Source organism: Candidatus Omnitrophota bacterium, from assembly GCA_014728045.1.
GTDB lineage: Bacteria > Omnitrophota > Gorgyraeia > Tantalellales > Tantalellaceae > WJMH01.
Genome location: WJMH01000005.1, coordinates 1 through 22,534, shown reverse-complemented (window position 1 = coordinate 22,534; position 22,534 = coordinate 1). Strand labels below are relative to the sequence as shown.

14 protein-coding genes are annotated in these 22,534 nt (G+C 52.0%); 4 read left to right on the top strand and 10 right to left on the bottom strand.

Annotation, left to right across the window (positions count from 1 at the left end; all coding sequences use genetic code 11):
• Positions 1-123: 123 nt before the first annotated feature.
• Positions 124-2,112: an NAD-dependent DNA ligase LigA gene (ligA, locus tag GF409_00665; GenBank protein ID MBD3425722.1), complete on the bottom strand. Its 1,989-nt coding sequence runs from the start codon at positions 2,110-2,112 to the stop codon at positions 124-126.
• A gap of 5 nt (positions 2,113-2,117) precedes the next feature.
• Positions 2,118-3,854: a DNA polymerase/3'-5' exonuclease PolX gene (gene polX / locus GF409_00660; protein MBD3425721.1), complete on the bottom strand. Its 1,737-nt coding sequence runs from the start codon at positions 3,852-3,854 to the stop codon at positions 2,118-2,120.
• Here polX and GF409_00655 point away from each other — a divergent pair.
• Both GF409_00655 and GF409_00650 read left to right on the top strand, forming a co-directional pair.
• A complete protein-coding gene (locus GF409_00655; GenBank protein ID MBD3425720.1) occupies positions 3,829-4,611 on the top strand; it encodes a sigma-70 family RNA polymerase sigma factor in 783 nt (260 codons plus the stop codon). The two genes, polX and GF409_00655, sit on opposite strands and share 26 nt — an antisense overlap.
• 77 nt (positions 4,612-4,688) lie before the next feature.
• The gene (locus GF409_00650; protein MBD3425719.1) at positions 4,689-5,099 is read left to right on the top strand and encodes a hypothetical protein; all 411 of its coding nucleotides are present in this window, start codon (positions 4,689-4,691) and stop codon (positions 5,097-5,099) included.
• A gap of 11 nt (positions 5,100-5,110) precedes the next feature.
• Here GF409_00650 and GF409_00645 read toward each other — a convergent pair whose 3' ends face one another.
• A complete protein-coding gene (locus GF409_00645) occupies positions 5,111-6,232 on the bottom strand; it encodes a hypothetical protein (GenBank protein MBD3425718.1) in 1,122 nt (373 codons plus the stop codon).
• A 129-nt stretch (positions 6,233-6,361) separates the two neighbouring features.
• Here GF409_00645 and GF409_00640 point away from each other — a divergent pair, with 129 nt between their 5' ends.
• Positions 6,362-6,631 carry a hypothetical protein gene (locus GF409_00640; protein ID MBD3425717.1) on the top strand — a complete coding sequence of 90 codons (270 nt, stop codon included), beginning with the start codon at positions 6,362-6,364 and terminating at the stop codon, positions 6,629-6,631.
• A gap of 70 nt (positions 6,632-6,701) precedes the next feature.
• Here the strand turns inward: GF409_00640 and GF409_00635 are convergent, their stop codons facing one another.
• The 6 genes from GF409_00635 to murJ form a co-directional block, all read right to left on the bottom strand.
• Positions 6,702-8,468, bottom strand: coding sequence for a tetratricopeptide repeat protein (locus tag GF409_00635; GenBank protein MBD3425716.1), 1,767 nt, complete (start codon positions 8,466-8,468; stop codon positions 6,702-6,704).
• Positions 8,465-10,000, bottom strand: coding sequence for an apolipoprotein N-acyltransferase (gene lnt / locus GF409_00630; GenBank protein MBD3425715.1), 1,536 nt, complete (start codon positions 9,998-10,000; stop codon positions 8,465-8,467). Before lnt ends, GF409_00635 begins: the two co-directional genes overlap by 4 nt.
• An 8-nt stretch (positions 10,001-10,008) precedes the next feature.
• Positions 10,009-13,143, bottom strand: coding sequence for a preprotein translocase subunit SecA (gene secA, locus GF409_00625; GenBank protein ID MBD3425714.1), 3,135 nt, complete (start codon positions 13,141-13,143; stop codon positions 10,009-10,011).
• Positions 13,144-13,157: 14 nt separating this feature from the next.
• A complete protein-coding gene (locus GF409_00620; GenBank protein ID MBD3425713.1) occupies positions 13,158-14,231 on the bottom strand; it encodes a peptide chain release factor 2 in 1,074 nt (357 codons plus the stop codon).
• A gap of 96 nt (positions 14,232-14,327) precedes the next feature.
• Complete coding sequence (locus GF409_00615) at positions 14,328-15,755, bottom strand: excinuclease ABC subunit UvrC (protein ID MBD3425712.1); 1,428 nt, start codon at positions 15,753-15,755, stop codon at positions 14,328-14,330.
• Complete coding sequence (gene murJ / locus GF409_00610; protein MBD3425711.1) at positions 15,752-17,317, bottom strand: murein biosynthesis integral membrane protein MurJ; 1,566 nt, start codon at positions 17,315-17,317, stop codon at positions 15,752-15,754. The genes GF409_00615 and murJ overlap by 4 nt, the downstream gene beginning before the upstream one ends.
• A gap of 181 nt (positions 17,318-17,498) precedes the next feature.
• On the opposite strand from murJ, the gene rpsT reads away from it, so the two are divergent.
• On the top strand, positions 17,499-17,765 hold the full coding sequence (gene rpsT, locus GF409_00605; GenBank protein MBD3425710.1) for a 30S ribosomal protein S20: 267 nt from the start codon (positions 17,499-17,501) through the stop codon (positions 17,763-17,765).
• Between the two features lie 86 nt (positions 17,766-17,851).
• Here the strand turns inward: rpsT and GF409_00600 are convergent.
• Positions 17,852-22,534: S8 family serine peptidase (locus GF409_00600; GenBank protein MBD3425709.1), on the bottom strand; the 4,683-nt coding region annotated here is incomplete at its 5' end.

The window sequence follows — 22,534 nt, the reverse complement described above, 5'->3', positions numbered from 1 at the left end:
ATATCAGAAAGGCAACTTTATGCAACCTTAATTTCTAACTATTTTATAGCTTAACTTAATATTGTAAGTTATTTATTTGGAAGGTGTTATAATTCGGAAAACCGAACGTATTTTTGCTGTTTTTCAGCCGATAAGGTCCAGAAACTCTTCTTCGGTGAGTATTTTTATGCCCTTTTTACGGGCTTTATCCAGCTTGGATCCGGGCTTCTCTCCCACGACAAGATAATCAAGCTCGCCACTGACACTGGAGGCGGCTTCTCCTCCCTCGGATTCGACCAGACGTTTGGCCTGATCTCTTTTCATCTTCTGGAGGCTTCCGGTGAAAAGAACTTTCTTGTTCAGCAGCTTGCCCTTCTCGGGCTTTTTCTTCTTCTTTATGGTGACCCCGCATTTGCGCAGATTTTCTATCTCAAGGGTGTTCCTTTTCTCTGAGAAAAAATCGGTTATGCTCTCTGCTATCTCGGGGCCTATCTCCTTTATATCGGTAAGCTCATCCTTCCCCGCCTTCGCGAGGTTTTCGATCGAGCCGAACTTCGAGGCGAGGAGCGTCGCTATATGCTTACCGACATTGCGTATCCCCAGGCCGTAGATGAACCTGTCCAGAGGGACCTCCCTCGCCTTGTCTATGGCCCTGAGGAGGTTGTCGGTCCTTTTCTGTTTCCAGCCCTCAAGGGAAAGAAGCTCATCCCTTTCCAGCCTGTAGATATCGGAGATGCTCCCGATAAGGCCCTTTTCGTACAAAAGCTCGACCGTCTTGTCGCTCAGCCCCTCGATATCGACCGCTCCCTTTGAGGAGTAATGGGTTATCGCCTCCTTGAGCTGTGCGGGACAGGAAAGCCCGTTCGGGCAGCGGTAGAATACGTCCTCTTTTACTATCCCGCTCCCGCAGCTGGGGCACTTATCGGGCATACGGAAATCCTTTTCTTTGCCGGTCCTCTTTTCTTTAAGGACCTCGGAGATATACGGGATAACGTCCCCGGCGCGCTCGACCCTCACCCAGTCGCCGATCTTTATCCCCAGCTTCTCCACCTGGTCCATGTTGTGCAGCGTGGCACGCGAGACGGTGACCCCCCCGACCTCGACCGGCTGGAGAAGAGCAAGAGGCGTAAGGACCCCCGTGCGCCCCACCTGGACAGTTATATCTTCCGCCCGCGTCAGCTCCCTGCGCGGCTTGAACTTGTAGGCGACGGCCCACTTCGGGTTGGTGGTCCTTGTGCCGAGCTTCTTCTGCTGACTGAAGCTGTTTACCTTGACGACGATACCGTCTATCTCGTAATCCAGTTCCTCCCTCTGCTTTTCCAGTTTATGGTGGTATTCTATTATCCCGGCAGCGTCGGTAAAGCTCCGCACCTTCGGGGATATCCTGAACCCCAGCTCTTCCAGCATCCTTAGGGCTTCTTCCTGGGTCTCGGGGGACTCGCCGGTGATCTCCAGGATCCTGTAGCAGTAAACCGTAAGTTTCCTCTGGGCGGTTATCCGCCAGTCAAGCTGCCTCATCGAGCCGGCGGCGACGTTGCGGGGATTGGCAAAGGGCTCTTTCCCCTCGGCTATGCGGCTTTTATTAAGCTCCTGAAAATCCTTTATGTGCATCATGACCTCGCCCCGCACGGCAAGCCGCGAGGGGGAGTTATCCGTCTTGAGTCTGCGGGGAACGCTGGGTATGGTCCTGAGGTTAAGAGTGACATCCTCTCCGGTAAAGCCGTCACCTCTTGTCGAACCCCTGGTGAACCTACCTCCTTCGTACACGAGCTCTATGCTCAACCCGTCAAGCTTGGGTTCGCAGACGTATCTGACAGCTGCTTCTGCATCCCTTGCGCAGGTTTGCGCGAAATGCTCAAGTTCCTTCTCGCTCCTTATGCTCTCAAGGCTCAGCATGGGAGAAACGTGCTCTATCTTCTTGAACTTATCGGGTATGGGCGCCCCCACGGTCCTTGTCGGGGAGTCGGAAGAGGCGTATTCGGGATGGGCCTCTTCGAGCTTTTTGAGCTCATCCATCATCCGGTCGTATTCAGAATCGGAAATCTCCGGCCGGCCCTTCGTGTAATAAAGTCGGTTGTGCCTCTTTATCTCATCGCGCAGCTTCCTGATTCTTTTTTCAATGTCCTTCGCCATATAGCTCACCGTCTGTTGAGTTTTACAAGTTCATCCGCTCTTAAGGTATTGATTATGTCCTTTTTTCTCAGCCAGGCCCTCCGGGCGGTTATCACACCGTAGCCCACAAGCTCCATCTGCTCCAGGGAATGAGCGTCGGAATTTATGCAGAACCGGCATCCCAGCTCCTTCGCCCTGGCGGAATTGGTGTCATTAAGGTCTATGCGGTCTCCGTGGGTGTTGATCTCCATGAAGACGCCGTTCTCAGCGGCCTTCCTGAAAATAGCGTCAAAGTCCAGCTGGAGAGGCCGGCGCCTTGTTATGAGCCTTCCCGAGGGATGCGCGAGGACGTTGACGTATTTATTGTCAAGGGCCCTCAGAACGCGCTCTGTCTGATCTTTCCGGGGAAGGGAGAATTTTGAATGTATCGCGGCGGTCACCCAGTCGAGCTCTTTGAGCACGCTGTCGGGATAGTCGAGCCTGCCCTTATCGAGTATATCCACCTCAGAGCCGGCAAGAATGTTGATACCCTTTGTCTTTGAATCGAGCTTTCTTATTTTATCGATGTTCTTTAAAAGCCTCTTGCGGTCGAGCCCCCCGGCCACCGCGACGTTCTGGGAATGGTCGCTCACCGCAACGTACTCATACCCCAGCTTTCTGGCTTTTTTCACCACCTCCTCAACAGTGGCATTGCCGTCGGAAGCTGTCGTATGCACGTGCAGGTCCCCCTTTATATCACCGGACTTAACAAGGTCCTTGGGGATCTTCCCCTCAAGCGCAGCTTCGACCTCACCCCGCATCTCGCGAAGCTCGGGAGGTATCCACTCCATGCCGAGCTTTCTGTAGAGTTCCTCTTCGGTCCTTCCGGCTACGAACCTTTCAGATCCGGTTCTCTCGTTTACCGAGAAAACACCGTATTCGCTGACCTTGAGGCCCTTGCCCTTGGCTATGTGGCGTATCTTCACGTTGTGCTGCTTGCTGCCGGTAAAGTACACCATGGCCGCACCGAACGACCTTTTCTCAACGAGGCGCAGGTCAACATTGGTGCCGTTAACAAGCTTGACGCTCGACTTAGTAGATCCCTTGGCGATGATATCCGAGACGAGCGGGTACGCACAGAAGTGTTCCATCGCCTTCCGCGGGTCAGAGGCTTCGGCAAGTATATCCAGATCCCCCACTGTTTCGCGTCCCCTCCTCAGGCTGCCCGCCTTCTCCACCTTCCTGAAGACCTTGCTCTTTTTAAGGTAACCTGTCAGCTCCTCCGCCATCTCGTAAGCTTCAGGAAGAAGGAGCCTGCCCTGCTTCTGGCGGAAATGCTCTATCGCCGCCAGAAGCTTCTCCTCGGTCCTGACGCCCATACCCTGCACGGATTCGAGCCTTCCCTCCCGACAGGCCTTCTCCAACTGATCGACGTTCTCTATCCCCACTTCATCGCGCAGCTTCTTGAGTTTCTTGGGACCAAGCCCCTCAAGGCTCATCATCTGGATGAACCCCTTGGGGAACTCCTCCTGGAGCTGCTTGAAATAAGCCAGTTCGCCCGTTTCGATGAGCTCTAGTATCTTGGCCTTAAGGTCCTTTCCTATACCGGGAATATCATCTATCCGGGAAGGGTCTTCGGCGTATATGTCCGAGATCTCCCTTGAGAGCGAACTTATGTTGTTCGCCGCGGTGCGGTAAGCCCTCACCCTGAAGACGTTCTCGTTCTTTACCTCGAGCATATCGGCTATTTTAGAGAATATGTCGGCTATATGTTTATTATTCATGAGAATCAAACTGATTATACCCCACAACAGGCGTGCGGGGCAAGTCTTTCAAGAACATGTTCAATTCTGTAATTTGATTATTTTAAAAAAAATTATTGATTTTTTGATAAATTTGCAATATAATGGTCTTATCATGAACGAAACAAGAGAACTCGTATCACGATGCCTCAGGAAAGAACCCGCCGCGTGGGACCAGTTCGTGCGCCGGTACGAGGCCCTGGTAACAAGAAGCGTGCGCCACAAGCTGAAGAAGCTTAATTTCCGGCTCAGGAAAGAGGAGTACCGCGACATCGTCCAGGAGATCTTTACCTCCATCTGGGAGAAGGATAAGCTCTCCAAGCTCAGAGACCCCGACCGCCTGAGAGGGTGGCTTGCAATAGTCTCGCTCAACTTCACCTCCAATTACTGCAGCAGGAAGCGCTTTAAGCAGGCCAGGACCACCTTTTCACTGGATGAGGAACTTGCGGGCGAATCCCGGGGCCTCACCCTAAGATCGGTGTTAAGCTCGGCCAAGCTTAACACCGCTAAAGCGGTCGAGGCCAACGAGCTCGGCGCGACGATAGACAAGGAGATCTCAACCCTCGTCCCCAAACAGCAGCTCGCGCTGAAGCTCAATATCCTCGACGGGAAAACGCAAAAAGAGATATCATCTATAATGAACGTTCCCGAAGGCACGGTGGCAACTCTTATAAGCCGCGCGAAAAAGCAGCTCAGGCAGAACCTCACCAGGGTCCTGGGAGCCAGCAGATATTTATGATACAATTGAAAGGATCCCCGGGGAAATGCTGTCTCTAAGGATGTAGAGGGAAAAACCGCTCAAACAGAAAGGAGACCATGAATAGACTCTGCCCGCAAGAAGAGGAACTGGCCGGATACCTTTCCGGCAAGCTTACAGGCGATGAGAAGAAGCTCATCGAGAAACATCTCTCCCGCTGCTCAAAATGCCGGGAGCTCGTCTCAGACGCCCACACGGTACTTTCAACTCCCGACCTCAGGGAGAAGTTCTTTGAGCTGAAAAGATCTTTGAGGAGGAATATATGGCTCGTAGTGGCCGGGTTTTCCCTTGCTGCTTCCTTTTTCCTGGCCGAATACTTCATCCAGCTCATTACAGCCGCCGTCCTGTGCGGTATAAAATGGATAATCGATTCACAATCGACCAGAATGCTCATCACCGTCTACGAGGCGTACCGCAAGGAAGGCAAATCCCCCTTCCGGGAAGAGCTTTCAAAAAGCATAAAGGACTGATAAAGCCCGTGCTATGTCCTGAAAAGCTTCTCATGGAATGTCTTGGGGATCATGTTGGTCCTCGAAGCGAGCCATACGAGGGGCTTAAGTTTCTTGAGTAATGGGTAATACGTGGGGTAGTCCCAGAAATATCTTGCCGGCCGCTTCATGAAGCGGCGCAGATCCTCCTCTTGCACACCCAGCCTTGAGGATACTTCCGGGAAAAAAGAGGAGGCATCCTCCTCCTTTTTTCTTTCAAGCCTCCTCGCGGCTTCTTTTCTGTCTATCTCGCCCGAATTGATCATTGCGCAATAAAAGGTCTTCTCCCTGTCGATACCGAACTTTTCCCTGAGGAGGCTCTTCACGAAAGGATAATAAGAACAGTCCGAATGTCTTCCTCCGTCCACCCACCCGAGCTCCGAAGAAAGAGTCTTTTTTATCTTTTCCTCGTCCCATTCGATGAATGCCGGAAGCTGTATCTGCCTTATGCCTTTTAGGACAAGATAATAGAAAAGTTTGGGGATTCCGAGCTTGTTGAGTTTATGCGCTTTATCCCCGCGACCGGCGAACCTTGATATGATGCTTCGGTAGTACCTTGCGTCGATGTAATGCCAGCTCAAGGGGTTTATCCCCTCCGTCCTTGGCGAAAACCCGTAGAACAGGTACCTGATGCCTTTCATGACGGCGAACTCCATTATCTCGGAGATATTCTTGACCTCGCAGGGAAGGCAGACCTCCGGAACCGATGCTTCAAGGAAAGCCAGATACGCCCTCCTCAGGGTATCCTTCTCTGCCGTGAGCTTTACAAGGGGTACGTTGAGCTTCCTCACGGCCCTTTCCATGTTGCGTTTTGAGAGCTCCGTCACCCAGCCGTTGTCGGAATGAACGGCTATGGGCCTGAGACCCTCCTGTACCAAATAATAAAGGACATAGGTACTGTCCACCCCTCCGGAAAAAGGCACTATGCATCCGTGCCGGCTTCTGTGCGTCCTCTTCCTGATGGAATCGAGCAACCTCCGGAGGTATTCCTCATCCGGAGGCGTTTTCGCGAACTTCTCCTGGAGCCGGCAGTAATTGCACACCCCTTCGGGGCCGAATTCTATGCCCTTTACCTTTTCGTCAAAAACGCATCTTGTGCATGCTTTTTTTCCCATGGGAAAAATCTACCACGAGAGAGGTAAAGTGTAAATACAAAAACATTGAAAGATTAAACGCGCCCACGCTTGTCTCTAATAAGCGTACGACAGGAACGATCATAATTCTAAAAAAAAAAGGAGGACGTTATGAAAACAAAACCGGTAGTCAAAGTGGAACGGATGCACTGCCTTGAAGGGGACGGCCCCACCAAGGCTTTCTGTGACCTTCTCATACTCGACAGCTTCCTGGTAAAGGGTTTCAGGGTGGTCGAGGGCAAGGAGGGTCTTTTCGTCAGCATGCCCAGGGAACAGGGCCGGGACGAAAAATGGTACGAGACCTTCTATCCCGTATCGAGCGAAATGCGTAAGGGCCTGCAGGAGCTTATCCTGGACAGCTACAAGGAAAAGCAGAACTAGCTCCCCGGCCGGGTCTCTCCCGCTGGTCCCGGGTTTCATGCCACTCGCCGGAGATCAGCGGGGGAAGACCTTACTGCTGGCTATCAGTTTGCTCTTCCTGCCCGCCCTCGGGCTTTGTAATGCCGCGTATAGCCTCTAAGTTCTTCCAGGCCCTTTCGTGTGAAGGGTCCACTTCAAGGGCCTTCTTGAAATATTCCTCTGCCAGGTAGTATTCGCCCTTTTTGTAGTACGCGAACCCCAGGTTGTTGTAGGTCTCGGGGTAGTTCGGATCAAGTTCTATGGCCTTCTTGAAGGAAGAAATGGCCTTATCGAACTCGCCGCGCTTGCCCTGCTCTACTCCCGTGCGGTTGAGAGCCCACACTTTCCTATAGACCTCGCGCTCCTCATCGGTGGGGGCGGGTTCTTCCCGGGGGGTCTCTCTCTTGCCGATAACCTCTTCGACCACTGCGTCGGCTTCCTCGGGAGCCATCCCTTTTTCGATATAGGCCCTTCGCATGTTCTGCCGGGCCAACATGAAGTCGGGCCTTATCCGGAGGGCTTTTTTGAAATAGACTATGGCTTCATCCAGCTTCCCCCGTGCGGCGAAATAGGCGCCTACCTTGTTGTACGAGACCGGAATAAGGGGATTGCTCCTTATGACATCATTGAAAAGCGTCTGGGTGTTATTCCAGACCGCGCACCTGTGCCAGGTGCGGACCGAAAGCGTCAGGGTCATGGCGGCAAAGACCAGGACAAGCCCGGTCCTTACGGCGGGGCGACCCAGCTGCCTGTCATGGAAAAGCCAGTTTACGAAGACCCCGAATATATAGAACAGGCCTATCGAGGGCAGGTACATGTACCTGTCGGCGGCGAACGCGGAACCGGCGGGTATTATCTTGAGTACCGGCAGTATGGTCACCAGAAAGAAAAGACTGCCGAAGACCACTTTTTTGGTGTACCTTCTTGAAAAGGCCACAAGAGCACCCAGTATAATGAGGATCACTATGTAAACCACCGTCTCTATCCCCTGCTGCAGGTTTATGGTCCTGTGGTATGGGTAAAGAGCGGAAAGATCTACGGGAAAGACCGTCTTATAGAGATAGAAAGGTATCCCCTTGCTGAGCGCGTATATCCTTGAGGGAAGGCTCACCTTGAGGTGGGTCGCACCGGTAAGCATCTCGAACCTGAGATTGATAAGCCCCACAAGCAGGGCGACACCGAAAAAGGGCACCTTCTCAAGTATGACCTTCCTGGTCAGGCCCCTGTGGCGGAACCAGTCGACCAGCAGAAGAACGACCGGCAGGGTAACGGCCATGGCCTTCGAAAAGAGAGACAGGACCGCAAAAAGAAAACACACTAGGTATACACCCTTCTTACCCTTCTTCAGGTATACCATGTAACTTATCAAAGCCAGCATGTAGAAAATGGAATACAATAGGTCCTTTCTTTCGGTGATCCAGGCCACCGACTCAACGTGAAGGGGATGTATTCCGAAGAGCATAGCGACGACGAAGGCGACTATAGCCTCGCCAGAAAGGAGATACAGAAAATAGAAGACTGCGACCGTTATGAGAATATGCAGAACATAGTTGGTCAGGTGGTATATAAATGGATCCAGACCGAAGAAATGGTATTCGGCAGCGAAACTTACCATGACCAGCGGTATGTAATGGCCCAGGTAATTGGTGGTGAACATTTTTTTTATGTTCTCCGGGGTAAAGCCCCGGATAGCCGAGTTGGTCGTCACCAGCTGGGTATCATCCCAGTCGACGAAATCGTTCGACAGCGACGGAAAGAAAGCCACCGCGGTCACCAGCACCACAAGAGCCACCATGGCAACAATAATACCTTTTTTCATGATCTATTCTCTTTCCTGAGTAAGAAACCCTCGGTTATGAACAGAACCGCCAGCATAAAAGCGCAGAAATACACGAAAAGGTCCCCGTAGACCGTGTAATAGCTCTTGCCGTAAAGCACGTTTACGCTGCTGGTGGCGTAGCCCTTGATGAAGATATTCTCGCCGGCAGATTGCACTTTTTCAGTGACCTTACCCTGTGGGTCGATAAAACAGGAGATCCCCGTGTTAGCGGCGCGTATGACGGGCACCCTGTTCTCAACCGCCCTGAAGACCGACGCCTGCATGTGCTGGAGAGGCGCCGCGGTCTTACCGAACCAGGCGTCATTGGTCATATTTACCATGAAATTCGCACCGTTATTGACGAAATTCCTTGTTATGTACGGGAAAATATCCTCAAAACAGATAAGGACGCCGAACCTGAAAAAATTCGTCGTGCGGACGAGCGTGCCGTCCGGACGCGTAATGGCGGTAAGCGAACTCACGGGAAAGACGGTATACTCATCCCCTTCTTCGAAGTCGCCTATGGGTTTATCGATGTATTTTCTGACAACGTTAAGCGCGCCTTCAAAGGGAACGTATTCCCCGAAAGGCACAAGGTGCGTCTTGAGGTATTTTTCCCGGATGCGCCCCGCCCCGTCAAAAAGGACGGCCGTATTGTAATACCCCTCCGCTCGCCTGGAGACCATTCCCGCGAGTATGGGCGTCTTTACCTCCGAGGCGAGTTCTTTTATGGTTTCCGCCTCCTGAGTGCCTTCCTCGAAGAGATAAGGGTAAGAGGTCTCCGGCCATATTATCAGGGAGGTATCGTCCCCGGCGGCCTGCCGGGTAAGTGCGGTATAACCGGCCATGATCTCATCTGCATAGGAAGGATCCCATTTATAGCTCTGGGGTATGTTCCCCTGGACAACGCTTATCCGGGGGGATCCCCACCTGTGGAGGTTATTCAGCCTGTAGATGCCGTATGAAGTCGAAGCGAGCATGAAAATAAGCGCGATCATCATGTAGGAGATGCGTCTTTTGGAACGGATGCTCACCGCGTAGACAGCCGTGTTGAAAGCGACAATAATGAAGGATACCCCGTAAGTGCCGGTGATATCGGCTATCTGTATCAGGTTAAGGTTCCTGTACTGGGTATACCCCAGAAGTGCCCAGGGAAATCCCGTAAAAAGGTTGCCCCTTATGAATTCGAGCACCACCCATATGAATGGAAGAATAAGAAGGCTCATCGAATATTTTCTGATGTAACCGGCCAGAAGAGCGAAAAGACCGTAAAACACCGAAAGCGCAAGGACCAGGATTATCATCCCCGGAACACTTACGTTCACCAGCCAGTAAAGGAGCGAGGCGAAAAAAACGACTCCCGCCAGGTAACCGTAAAAGAAATTCTCCCGGGGCTTTCCGGGCTCGACGGTGAGCAGCAACGGAAGCAGGCAGAACCAGGCGGCGAAACTTATATCAAGAGGCGGGAAAGCGGCAAACCCCGCTATTCCGGCCAGAAAAGCGAGGGATATGTTACGTATATGGGTTTTCATGACAAAATCTACCTGCCGCAGCACTTTTTGTATTTCTTTCCGCTGCCGCACGGGCAGGGATCGTTACGCCCCACCTTGGGCACCTTGCGCCTTACGGTGGTCTTTGCCCTCACGTTCTCGGCGCCGAATATCTCCTCGGGCGTCTTGACGCCTGCCTCCTTGTCATAGACGGTATCCTGCCCGGACGAAGACGTTCCCAGGGCGGAGTAACCCTGGTGCACCAGGTCACCTCTTTCCGGCTCGAATACGCTCCTTTTGTATTCCTCTTCCATCGCGGAGATCTTCATTATCTTCTCCGCGGTCTGCTCATCTATCTTGACCATGAGGTCGGTGAACATCTGGAAGGCTTCGTGCTGGAATTCCACCAGGGGATCCTTCTGGCCGTAAGCGCGCCAGGATATGCCTTCACGAAGGTCGTCTATCTCTCGCAGGTATTCCTTCCAGTTGGTATCTATCACCGAGAGCATTACAGCTTTCTCGAGTTCCCTCGCGCGCTCCTCACCGAGGGCCTTTTCCCTTGCCGAATAGCTTTTCTTGGCGACCTCCATTATCCTGGCGATGATATCCTTGGGGTCCCTTGGCGTAAGTTCCTCCGGATCCACTTTGATGGCGTAACGGTACATGATCTCTTTAGCGGCCTTTTCCGGTTCCGGGTAGGTCTCCCAGTTAACGAAGACCGATTCAAGTCCCACCGTGAGGCATTCAAAGAACTCGTTCTTCAGGTCCGTTCCCTTGAGGATGTTGCTGCGCCTCTTGTAGATGACCTCTCTCTGCTGGTTCATCACGTTATCGTATTTTAGGAGGTGTTTCCTTATCTCGAAGTTCTGGTTCTCGACTCTCCTCTGGGCGGTCCTTATCGCGCTGGTCACCATCGGATTTTCGATGACCTCTCCTTCTTCCATCCCCAGACGGTCCATCACGTTCTTTATCCTGTCCGAACCGAATATCCTCATCAGGTCATCCTCCAGCGAAAGGTAGAACCTGCTGGAACCCGGGTCGCCCTGCCTTCCGGAGCGCCCGCGGAGCTGATTGTCTATGCGCCTGGCCTCGTGCCGTTCGGTGCCTATAACGTGAAGCCCCCCCGCTTCAAGGACCTTTTCCTTCTCCTGGCGGGTTTTCTGGCGGTATTCATCAAGGTACTTGCTGAACGCTTTTTCCTTTTCTTGTTCCTCCTCGAGTTCGAGCTTGCTCACCGCATCATCTGCCAGGTACTCGGGATTACCCCCGAGGAGTATGTCCGTTCCGCGACCTGCCATGTTGGTTGCTATGGTTACCGCGCCGTACCTTCCCGCCTGTGCGATTATGTGGGCTTCTTTCTCGTGGTATTTGGCGTTCAGCACGTTGTGCCTTATCCCGCGGGAATTCAGAAGGCCGCTCAGCTTCTCCGACTTTTCGATGGAGATGGTCCCCACGAGAAGGGGTCTTCCCTTCTTGTTCCAGTGCTCCACCTCGTCGCATACCGCCTTGAACTTCTCAAGCTCCGTCTTGTATATCCTGTCGGGCATGTTCTCCCTTCTCAAGTGGCGGTTGGTCGGGATCTGGATAACGGGTAATAAATATATATTGACGAACTCCGCCTCTTCCGTCTTGGCGGTACCGGTCATGCCGGCGAGTTTATCGTACATCCGGAAATAGTTCTGAAGGGTTATCGTCGCGAGCGTCTGGCTCTCCTTCTGGACCTCGACCTGCTCCTTGGCCTCGATGGCCTCGTGTATACCGTCGGAGAACCTCCTGCCGGGCATCATCCTTCCGGTGAATCCGTCGACTATGACGATCTTGTTCTCCTTGACCACGTAATCGACATCCTTCTGGAAGAGGATATAGGCCTTGAGAAGCTGTTTCACGCTTTCGACCTTTCTCTGCTGCTCGGCGTAACGGGTGACCAGCTCCGTCTCGCGGGCGGTCTTCTCCTCCTCGGGTATGTCCTCATCGGCAAGTTCCGCTATCTTCGCCTCGATATCCTCGAGCATGAAGTCTATGTCGAACTTCTCCTGCATCATCTCCTGGCCCTTGGCGCTGAAGGTGGATTCGCGTGTCTTCTCGTCAAAAACATAGTAAAGCTGCTCGAGGAACTCGTTACGCTCCTTTTCCATGACCTTGCTGTCAAGCTGGGCCTGGGCCCTGTCCAGGAGGTTCTTCGCCTTCTGGTCCTTGAGTATGATATCAAGGAACTCGCGGTTCTTCGGATCGGCCTTATGTATGAGGTAAAGGAGCTGCCCGGCGTCCTCATCCTTCCCTTCGGAGTGCTTTTTCCTGTATTCGGAAAGGAACTCGCCTACCAGCTTCTTCTGGGCCCTGACGATCTCCTGGACAACAGGCCTCATCTGGTTGTAAGCCTCGTTCGTCTCGTCAACCGGACCGGAGATTATTAAAGGAGTCCTCGCCTCATCGATGAGTATGCTGTCCACCTCGTCGACTATCGCGTAATTGGGCTCTCTCTGGACCCTGCTCTCTTCCTCGACAACCATGTTGTCCCTGAGGTAATCGAACCCGAACTCGTTGTTCGTCCCGTAGACCACGTCACAGGAGTAGGCCTTTTTCCTTTCCTCGGTATCCATGTCGTGCTGGATGACACCCACCGAAAGCCCGAGGAAACGGTACACCGGCCCCATCCACTCGGAGTCCCTTTTGGCGAGGTAGTCGTTAACGGTTATGACATGAACCCCCTCTCCGGTCAGCGCGTTGAGCGTGACCGGCAGGGTCGCTACCAGCGTCTTACCTTCACCTGTGGCCATCTCGGCGTTCTTTCCCTCGTGAAGGACTATCCCGCCGGTGAGCTGGACATCGAAATGCCTGAGACCTATGGTCCTCTTCGAGGCTTCCCTGACAAGGGCGAAGACAAGGGGCAGCCTATCGTCCAGGATCCTGTTCTTGACCTCCTTCAGACGCTTCTTATGCTTATTACGCTCGGCGTCCGAGGTAGACATGGCGATCGCCTCCTTGACGCCGGCGAGTTCGTCCTTTATCCCCTCGAGTTCCTTCCTGAGATCCCGTTTTAGGGAGTCGGTCTTTTCCCTGATCTGCTCGTCGGAAAGAGCTGCTATATCCTCCTCGAGATCGTTTATCTGTCGAACCACCGGTTCTATCTTTTTAAGCTCCCGCTCGTTCTGCGTGCCAAATAGTTTCCTTAATATGCCGAACATTTTCTTTTCTCCCGTTATTTCTTGGTTGCCTCCATCTTGAGATATGATCTGATAAACTCGTCAAGCTCGCCGTCAAGCACCTTCTCCGCGCTCGAGGTCTGCTCATCCGTCCTGTGGTCCTTGACCATCTTGTATGGATGCAGCACGTATGACCTTATCTGGCTGCCCCATTCGATCTTTTTCTTGTCCTCGTAGGAACGCGTTATGTCCTCTTCCTGCTGGCGTTTTTTCTCTTCGTAGAGACGCGCTCTGAGTATCTTCATGGCCGTAGCCTTGTTCTTGTGCTGGGACCGCTCTTTCTGGCACTGCACGACTATACCGGTCGGCTCGTGGGTTATCCTTACTGCCGAATCAGTGACGTTAACGTGCTGGCCCCCGGCTCCTGAGGAACGATAGGTGTCTATCCTGAGGTCGCTCTCGTTTATATCGACCTTTATGTTCTTGTCTATATCCGGAATAACGTCAACAGAGGCGAAAGACGTATGCCTTCTTTTATTGGAATCGAAAGGCGAGATCCTCACGAGGCGGTGAACGCCCGATTCGGCCTTGAGGTATCCGTAAGCGAAAGGCCCCTTCACCATGAAAGTCGCCGACTTGATGCCCGCCTCGTCCCCTGCGAGCTGGTCGATCATTTCAACGGAGTGACCGTGGTCCTCGGCCCATCTGAGGTACATCCTCTGGAGCATGGCGGCCCAGTCACAGGACTCGGTACCTCCCGCCCCCGAATTGATGCTCACGATAGCGTCGGAGCGGTCCGCCTCATCGCCGAGTATGCACTTGAACTCAAGCTGGTCAATGGACTTTTGCACCGTCCTCATCTCATCCATGAGGCTCTTTAAAGACTCGGTGTCCTCGGCTTCCACTATGCTTGAAAGCTCCTTCACCGAATCGTACTGCTCTTTTATCTCTCTATAGGGCCCTACAAGGGACCTGAGCGCCTTAAGTTCACGCGAAAGCGAGTCAGCCTTCTCCTGGTTCTTCCAGATCTCGGGGTCGTTGAGCTCGGACTCTATCTGCTTTATCCTCTTCTCGTTTTTCTCAAGGTCAAAGATACCCCCTGAGTTCGTCGAATTTATCTTGCAGAACATGCAGGGATTCTTTCAGTTCTTCTATCATCGCGTTACCTCCCGTAGAGTGGCATTATAACAGTATTGCAACCAAGTGTAAAGCCGGCCCCGGGAAGGCTATTTCCCCCCGGAAAAATACTTCCTGATAGACCTTGCGGTACGCTCATCCATACCGGCTTCTTTAAGTTCCTCAAGAGAAGCCCTGCGGATATTATCCACTCTTCCGAACTTCTCGATAAGTATCTTCTCCCGCACGGGGCCGACACCCTTTATCTTTTTGAGCTCTGTGGCGAACTTCTCCTTGCCCCTGAGCTTCCGGTGATAGGTTATCGCGAAGCGGTGCGCCTCGTCGCGGATCCTCTGGATAAGTAATAACAGTCTCGAACCGGGCGAAAGCCTTATGGGGTGCTTTCTCGCGGGCGAATAAAGATGGTTGTGCTCCTTGGCTATACTGGCCACCTCCACAGCCCCCAGCCCCAGCCGGGTAAGCTCATCCCTCGCTACTGAAAGGTGCCCTTTGCCTCCGTCAATGAGAACCAGATCCGGAAGGGATCTTTTCTCCTTGAGAAGGCGCGAATACCTTCTTCTTACGACCTCGCGTATCATCGAATAATCGTCAATCTCCCCGACCGTGCGTATCCTGTACTTGCGGTAGTCGGATTTTCTGGGGGTTCCTGCGACGAACCTGACCATGGAGCCCACGGCCTGTTTACCGCTGGTATTGGATATATCAAAGCATTCTATGGTCACCGGAAGGTCCCTGAGCCCCAGGGCGTTCTGCAGTTCGTCCAGTTCCCCGTATACGGGGTGCTGCGACCGGTCGTGCATCTGCTGTATCGCGGTAAGGGCCTCGATACGTTTTTTGACCTGAAGCGCCCTTTCGTACTGGTGTTTATCGGCGAAACCCTTCATGCGCTCCTGAAGGGCGCGTATAAGGTCGTCCTTGCGTCCTTCCAGGAACTGCTTGAGCTGTTCGACCATGTCCCAGTATTCCTCGCGGGAGATCTTCCCCTCGCATGGTCCTGCGCACTGCTCCATGTGGTACTCGAGGCAGATCGTCTTATGGAACCTCCTGCATGTCCTCAGCGGGAAAACCTTCTTCATGAACGACAGGGCTTCCTTGAGAAGCTTGACGTCAACATAAGGGCCGTAATAGATCGCCCCGTCGTTCAGCCTTCTTCTTGTCAGGAAAAGCCGGGGATACTCCTCGTTAACAGTAAGCTTGAGGTAGGGGTAGGACTTGTCGTCCTTAAGCTCTATATTGAACTTGGGAGAATGGTCCTTGATAAGGCCCGCCTCATATATCAACGCTTCCGCCTCGGAAGAGGCCCTTATGAACTTGACATCACGCACCTCGCTTACCAGCAGTTCAAGCCTGGCGTCCCTGGCCCTTCCGGCCTGGAAATACTGAGAGACGCGCCTTTTGAGGCGCCGGGCCTTGCCCACGTAAATGATCTCGCCTTTCGAATCCAGGAACATGTAAACCCCGGGAGAGTCGGGCAGGTTTTGTATTTTAGTCTGTAGTTTTTTCGATCGGGCGGTCATGATATCCTCGCAATTACGGCTTTTAGCATTTTACGGGAAGCTTCAACCCCTGCCGCACAGCTGGCGGCGAAGTAAACGATACCGCTGGTGAGGATAACCCCAAGCAGCCTCAGGAAAGCCACCGGTGTCGACAGAGCCTGCGCATCGAGAAAAAGGCGCTTCATGAAAAAAGTGAAAAGTCCCATGACCACGGTAGCGGAAAATATGCGCATAAGGCTGGATATGATCGCGCCGGTACCGATATCCCCTATCCGCCTCATAAGTATGACGTAAAGGATGACCAGATTCGTGGTAGCTGCGATGGATGTCGCCAGGGCAAGCCCGCCTATCTTGAGCGGCCACATAAGGATGAGGTTGAAGACGATGTTGACCAATAGAGCCGCTAAAGCGGTCTTGACCGGCGTCCTCGTATCCCCCAGAGAGTAATATGTCCCCACCAGTATCTTTATCCCGGCATAGGCCAACAGGCCGAAAGTATAAAAGAAAAGCGCGTTAACGGTTATGGACGTGGAATACGGCGTGAACTCGCCTCTTTCAAAAAGGATCCTCACTATGGGCTTTGCCAGCACCATGAGTCCCACCGCAGCGGGCACCATAATGGTAAACACCGTCCTGAGCGAAAAAGATACCGTGCCCCGCAGCTTCTCTATGTCGTTCATGGCCACTTCCCTGCTCATCCTGGGAAGTGCGGCTGTCGCGAGGGATATACCGAAGACCGCAAGAGGAAGCTGGACGAGCCTGTTCGAGTAATATAAAGCGGCGACACCTCCGGCGCCCACTATCCAGGCAAGGGAGGCCAGGACCGTATCGATAAGTATGCTCACCTGGTATACCGCGGTCCCCATAGCCCGGGGCAGTAAAAGGCGCCCTATCTGACTGCCTACCGGGTGCGAAAGCTGAAAGGACTTATCCAGCCTGAAGCCTCGCCTGTAAAGAGGCGGAAGCTGCATGAGCACCTGGAAGAGGCCGCCTACGATAATTCCTATCACTACGCCTTTAATGCCTATAAGAGGCGAGAGAAAAAGCAAAGAGAGTATGATCGATATATTAAGCACGACCGGCGCGAAAGCCGGCGTGAGAAAATAGTTCAGTGAATTAAGCACTCCCTTACTGTATGCTAAAAGCCCCAGGAAGAATATATACGGGAATATCACCCTGGTGAGAAAAACGGCGATCCTGAACTTCTCCGGGTCCTCGAGAAATCCCGGCGCGATTATCCTTACTAGCAAGGGCGCGAAAACCACCCCCAGGACGGTGACCACACTTAAAGCGGTCAGCATCAGGTTGAATATCACCCTGGCGGCGGTCCAGTATTCCTCCTCGGAACGGGTATGCCTGTAATTGCTGAGAACGGGCACGATGGCCGCGTTGGTCGCCCCCTCTCCCACCATATCCCTGAGCATGTTGGGTATACGGTAAGCCACCACGAAAGCCTGTGCATAGATGTTCGTACCGAACCAACGGGCGAAGAGTATATCCCTCAGAAACCCAAGTATGCGGCTTGAGGTAATAGCGGAACTTATTATGCCAGTTGATTTTATAAGCGTTTTGTTAGTGGTCATATTTAGTGTATTTTAGCAGGTAAATTACAATAATAATAACATATTATGACGTTTATGTCATTCTCGCTTTAGCATGAAGTAAATACTGTCCCGAAACCTGTTGACAAATCATAGAGCGTATGCTAAATTATGACTTCCTAAACTTAGCTAAGTAAACAAGTTATATACAAGGAGTTATCTAATGGCGAACAAGAAAGCTGCTATAAAGAGCTTAAGACAGGACAAGAAAAAGCACGAAAGAAACAAATCAAAACTATCAGAGCTTCGCACTCTCGCTAAAAAAGCCAACAAGCTTATGGACGACCAGAAGAAAAAGGAAGCGGACGAGGCGCTGAAGGAACTTGAATCAAAACTTTCGAAAGCCGCGAAGAAGAACGTAATAAAACAGAACACGGCTTCAAGACGTATATCCAGGCTCAGAAGCAAATGGGCCCAGATAGAAGCCTGATCATATCTTTCTGAGATACCCAATAAAAAAGAGCGTGTCCCGCCGGACACGCTCTTTTTTTCATCATACGCTACATTCAGAACTTATCATTGATCGAGGATATCTACCGCCCCCTCTTCCTGTATGGTATAACCGGTGAACCCTTCCCGGTTCTCCCGCTCGGCATCCAGCATTGAAAGGACTTCTTCTGCGTCATCCCCTTTTATCTTGTGCTCTTCCTTGTCCTTTCTCACCTCGGGCATCAACTCCTTGAGCTTTGCTATGAGCTCGTTGGAAGTGAGGTCCGGATCTTCCTCGAGCATAAGAGCAGCAACGCCCGCCACGAAAGCGGCCGAGTAGGAAGTACCCTCCTCGTTCTCGACTACATCCCACGGGGCAAGAAGGTCAAGTTCGTCGCCGTAATTGCTCCACGCCGAAAGCGCGCCATCTTTTTCGATGGATCCCACGGTAAGAACGCCTTCCTTTGAAGCGAGGCTCTTATCCTCTATCTCGCTTCCGGAGTTACCCGCAGAAGCAATGAGTATAGCGCCCTTCTCCAGCGCGTAATCTATCGTTTTATCAAGCATAACGCTCACCGGCATAAGTTCGAACGGCATGGCCAGGACCCGCGCTCCGGCATCGACCGCGAACTTGATCGCGTCGGCGACTATGCTGGATGAGGTCATCCCGTAGTCATCGAGCACCTTCGCGACAAGCACCTCCGCATCAGGCGCGGTTTCATTGAAAACCTCGGCTGTCGAGGTGCCGTGGCCGGTGGAATCGGTGTAGTCATCATCCCCCAGACCGTCCGACCGGCTCTTGCCCGCGAAGTCATATCCTCCCCCGATATCGACCTCAAGTCTCCCGCTGTCAAGACCCGAATCAAGAAGAGCTACAAGCACACCTTCCCCAGAATAGGTCTTTTCAAGGCGGTCGATCTTTTCAAAGAAAGACTTCATCTCTTCCGGGATCAGCGCGTCTTCCGAGACGATATTATCTATCATATCCGCCCCATAGAGAGAGGAGCCCCCGGATCCGGTTACAGCGGGTTTATCGGGTATATCCGACGGCTTGAAGGAATCGTTGGTTGTTCTCCCGTACGTCGTGGTAGAATAGTTCCCGCTGGTGTCGTGCTGGTGGGACTGCACTAAAGTCCATGTGTTGGTGTTCCAAGTATACTCATTAATCCATTCGTGAACGTTGGAATAACTGCCCGAATAATACTCAAAGGTTTTCATTGAATCAATGTTGTACTCGGCAAGAGTGCTATAACTTGCGTCATACTGCATCCAATCGACCCCACCGGACCCATTAGGATGATTAGTATAATCTCCGCGAAAACCATAGATCGTATAATCCCCCGCCCATCTTATCTCGGCGTAATAGGTATCGTCGCCCCCTATACCCTGCCCGGCATCAAAGTACTGGTAAGCATCATCCGACGAACCCTCACCTTCAAGCTTCTGGTACAGGCGGTTGTCACTGTTATCATAGAACCAGTTCCCTTCGATCAGCGTGCTCCCATCAGTTGAATAGAGTCCTTTATGCAGCATGCGCCAGCCGTTGGAACTTGTATCAAGGTTCGTATAAACGCTGTTGTGTTTATACACGTACTCTAAACGCTTTTCCGCGGCCTGAACGTCGGCGCCAAGGTCATCCCCGAAGTCCACCGAATATTCACCGTCATAAAGCGTCATGAGCACCTGGCCGGTATCATAGGTCCAGTCGAAAGTCTTGTAGGAATTACTGGCGGTATACACCCCGCTTTCAAGGACGGTCGTTGTATAGCTGGCTGTCCCGACCACGTAATGGCTGGCTGAATCCTGCCACTCGGTGGCGTTGTAAGTAGAAGCGTCATAAGAGCGCTTCAGGCCGTTACCGCTTATGTACCATTCATAAGCCTCTAGGGTCGTATCACCGTCGGTATCCACTATCTCCTTGGCCACCATGTTCCAGCCATTACTGGATGGATCCAGGTTGGTATATGAGCCGTTATGCTTGTATATATAACCTACCCTGTACTCTGAATCCTGGACATCGACCCAGTTAGCCTCGCCACTATCGGCGATATACATTCCGTCGAAAACCTCGACTTCAACATAACCTGTCGTATATCCCCCCTGTGTCGGGTTCCAGTCGTATGTCTTGTAGGAATTACTCGCGGTGTATAAGCCCGAAACCAAGACTTCGGTCGTATATTTCGCGCTCAGGACGACCTTATGCCCCTGGGAAGTCGGCTCCCATTCGGTGCCGTAACCTGAATCCTCCTCATAATACCTCCTGAGGCTGGAGTCACTATACCACTCCGAAAGCTCTATGATCGTATCGGCATCGGTACTGTATACCTCCGAGACCATATGCGTCCAATTGTTGCTGGATGCGTCCAGATCGGTATAATCCCCGTTATGCTTGTAGACATTTGTCACTCGCTTCTCCGATGCAACAACATCCGCCGCGATAGCGTCACCCACATCCACTGAGTATTCGCCGTCATAAACATCTATTCCTACGTAACCGGTGGTATAAATGCCATTCGAGTAGGTCCAGTCATACGTTGAATAGGAATTGTCCGCGGTATAAAGTCCGCTGACTATGACAGTAGTAGTGTAAGTGGCCGTACCGATAGTGTAATGGTTTGCCGTATCCTCCCATTCGGTGCCGTTACCGGTCGAGGAATCATAGGACCTTTTCATTCTCCCGCTTGTATACCACTCGTATAGCTCATCCACCGTGGTCCCGTCGGCGGGATCATATATGGTCTGGGCCTTCTGGGTCCAGGTGTTCGAAGAAGGATCGAGGTTCGTATACTCGCCGTTATGGGCATAGACATATTCAACCCTGAGTTCAGAGTCTACTATACCGTTATACAGGGCATCGCCCCCGCTTGCGGTATAAGAACCGTCATACATAGCCACTTTCATATGGCCGGTTGTATAGACCCCCTGTCTGTAATTCCAATCGTACGCATTATAGGAATTATCCGTTGTATATGAACCGTAAAGGGTCTTTGTACCGTTTGACGGGTATGAGGCGTAAAGGACCTTCCTGTGCTTGCTGTCGTTCCAGGAGATAGTATTTACAAGCGTACCCGTATTACTGCCCGCGCTGTCACTGACGGTAGTGCCGCTTCCCTCGGTAAAATCCCATTCGGAAACAGCATTAGTGCTTATATCCCTTTCAATGGAAAGAAGCGCGATATCGCTGGATTTAAGGGACGTGCTGTATATCCCGGCGTGTTCAATGTCCCCGTTGAACCCGATATTCTTGCCGCCTCTGCTTGTTCCACCTATATGCAGATCCAGGCCGGAGGTGCTCCCGGGGTCTGTAGACGTCCCGAAGGTGCCGTCGGCCTGCCCGTCGATATAATAGGTCCCCGAACCGCTCGAATAAGTAACGGCGATATGATGCCAGAAACCGTCATTTATGGCAGAGTTTGAACTTGACCCCACCCAGGCACCCGTGGAACCGCTCTGGCAGTAGAATAGCAGCTTGTTATTCACAAGGGCAAGCGCATATCCGTCTTTGGTGTTATCCTGGTCGAACTTATTGAATATGAATGCCCTGGTACCGGTAGTATCCGCCGTGGTCCTCACCCAGGCTTCCAGTGTCAGAGCTCCGGTGATATCAAGACTTGAATCACTGCCGCAATTCATATAACTTCTCGTATTCCTCACGCTGTTATCCAGACTTATCACGTCGTCGAAAGGCCTTGACCACTCACTCAGATCATTGCCGTAATCTATCGCCCTCCTGGTTTCTCCAGGCGTGGAACCGGACCCGTCACTGTAATACTCAAAATAATCATCCTTGGTGGTCCCGTCACTTTTGTATATAAGCTGGTCCTCCAAATACCATGTGCTGTTATGGAGAGTATAGTCACCGGTATGTTTATAGGTCTTTTCGACCCTTAGTTCTGAAGCGACAACGTCCGTTCTCGTTGTATAGGTCGAACTTACGGTATAGGTCCCCGAATAACCCTTTTCTATCACGTCATCATCACTCCAATCATAAGTCAGGTAATAATCGTTAGGTGTATATACCCCGCCCACAAGAGGCGATGAAGCGGTATAGACGGCGCTTGTTATGACCTTATGGTCTTGCGTATTATCCCATTCCGTGCCGGTACCCTCGGATTTATTGTAGGACTTCATGAGGTCACCCTCACCGGGCGTATATCCGTTGCCTGAATACCACTGGTAAGCCTCCAGAAAATTGGAGTCCCCTTCACCGTTGGTATCGTATATAGCCTTGGCGACCATATCCCAGTTACTTGAAGCGGTATTCACAGTGTAATGGGAATTATGCATATAGACGTATTTGACGCGCATTTCATCGGACTGTACGTCAGCCTTTGTTGAATATCCTGCACTTACAGAATACTCCCCGTCATACTCGGCTATCTCCACGTCCTGCGTATCCCATGTATATTCCTTATACCAGGAACTTGATGTGTAAGTGCCTCCCAGTACTGTAGTAGTATGGGAAGAGGCAATGAGGGGTCTTCCGTAGGAGTTATTATTATAATAGCTGTTGTCGTCTTCATACTCATATACATCTCCGGTAGCGGCTTCTATTTTTCGTTTTAGAAGGCCGGAGGGTGAGTAGTATTCATAAATATCTGTTTGCACAGAACCCTCTGAAATGACTACCCAGCTTGCCCCGCTTACCGTACCGTCATTGTCGTTCACATCATCACTGCACGACGTGCCGCTGCCTTCGTCGAACGTCCACATCGATACCAGACCACTCGTTACAGCCTTGCCGCTGTTACGGTCCGTGACCTCGCTACT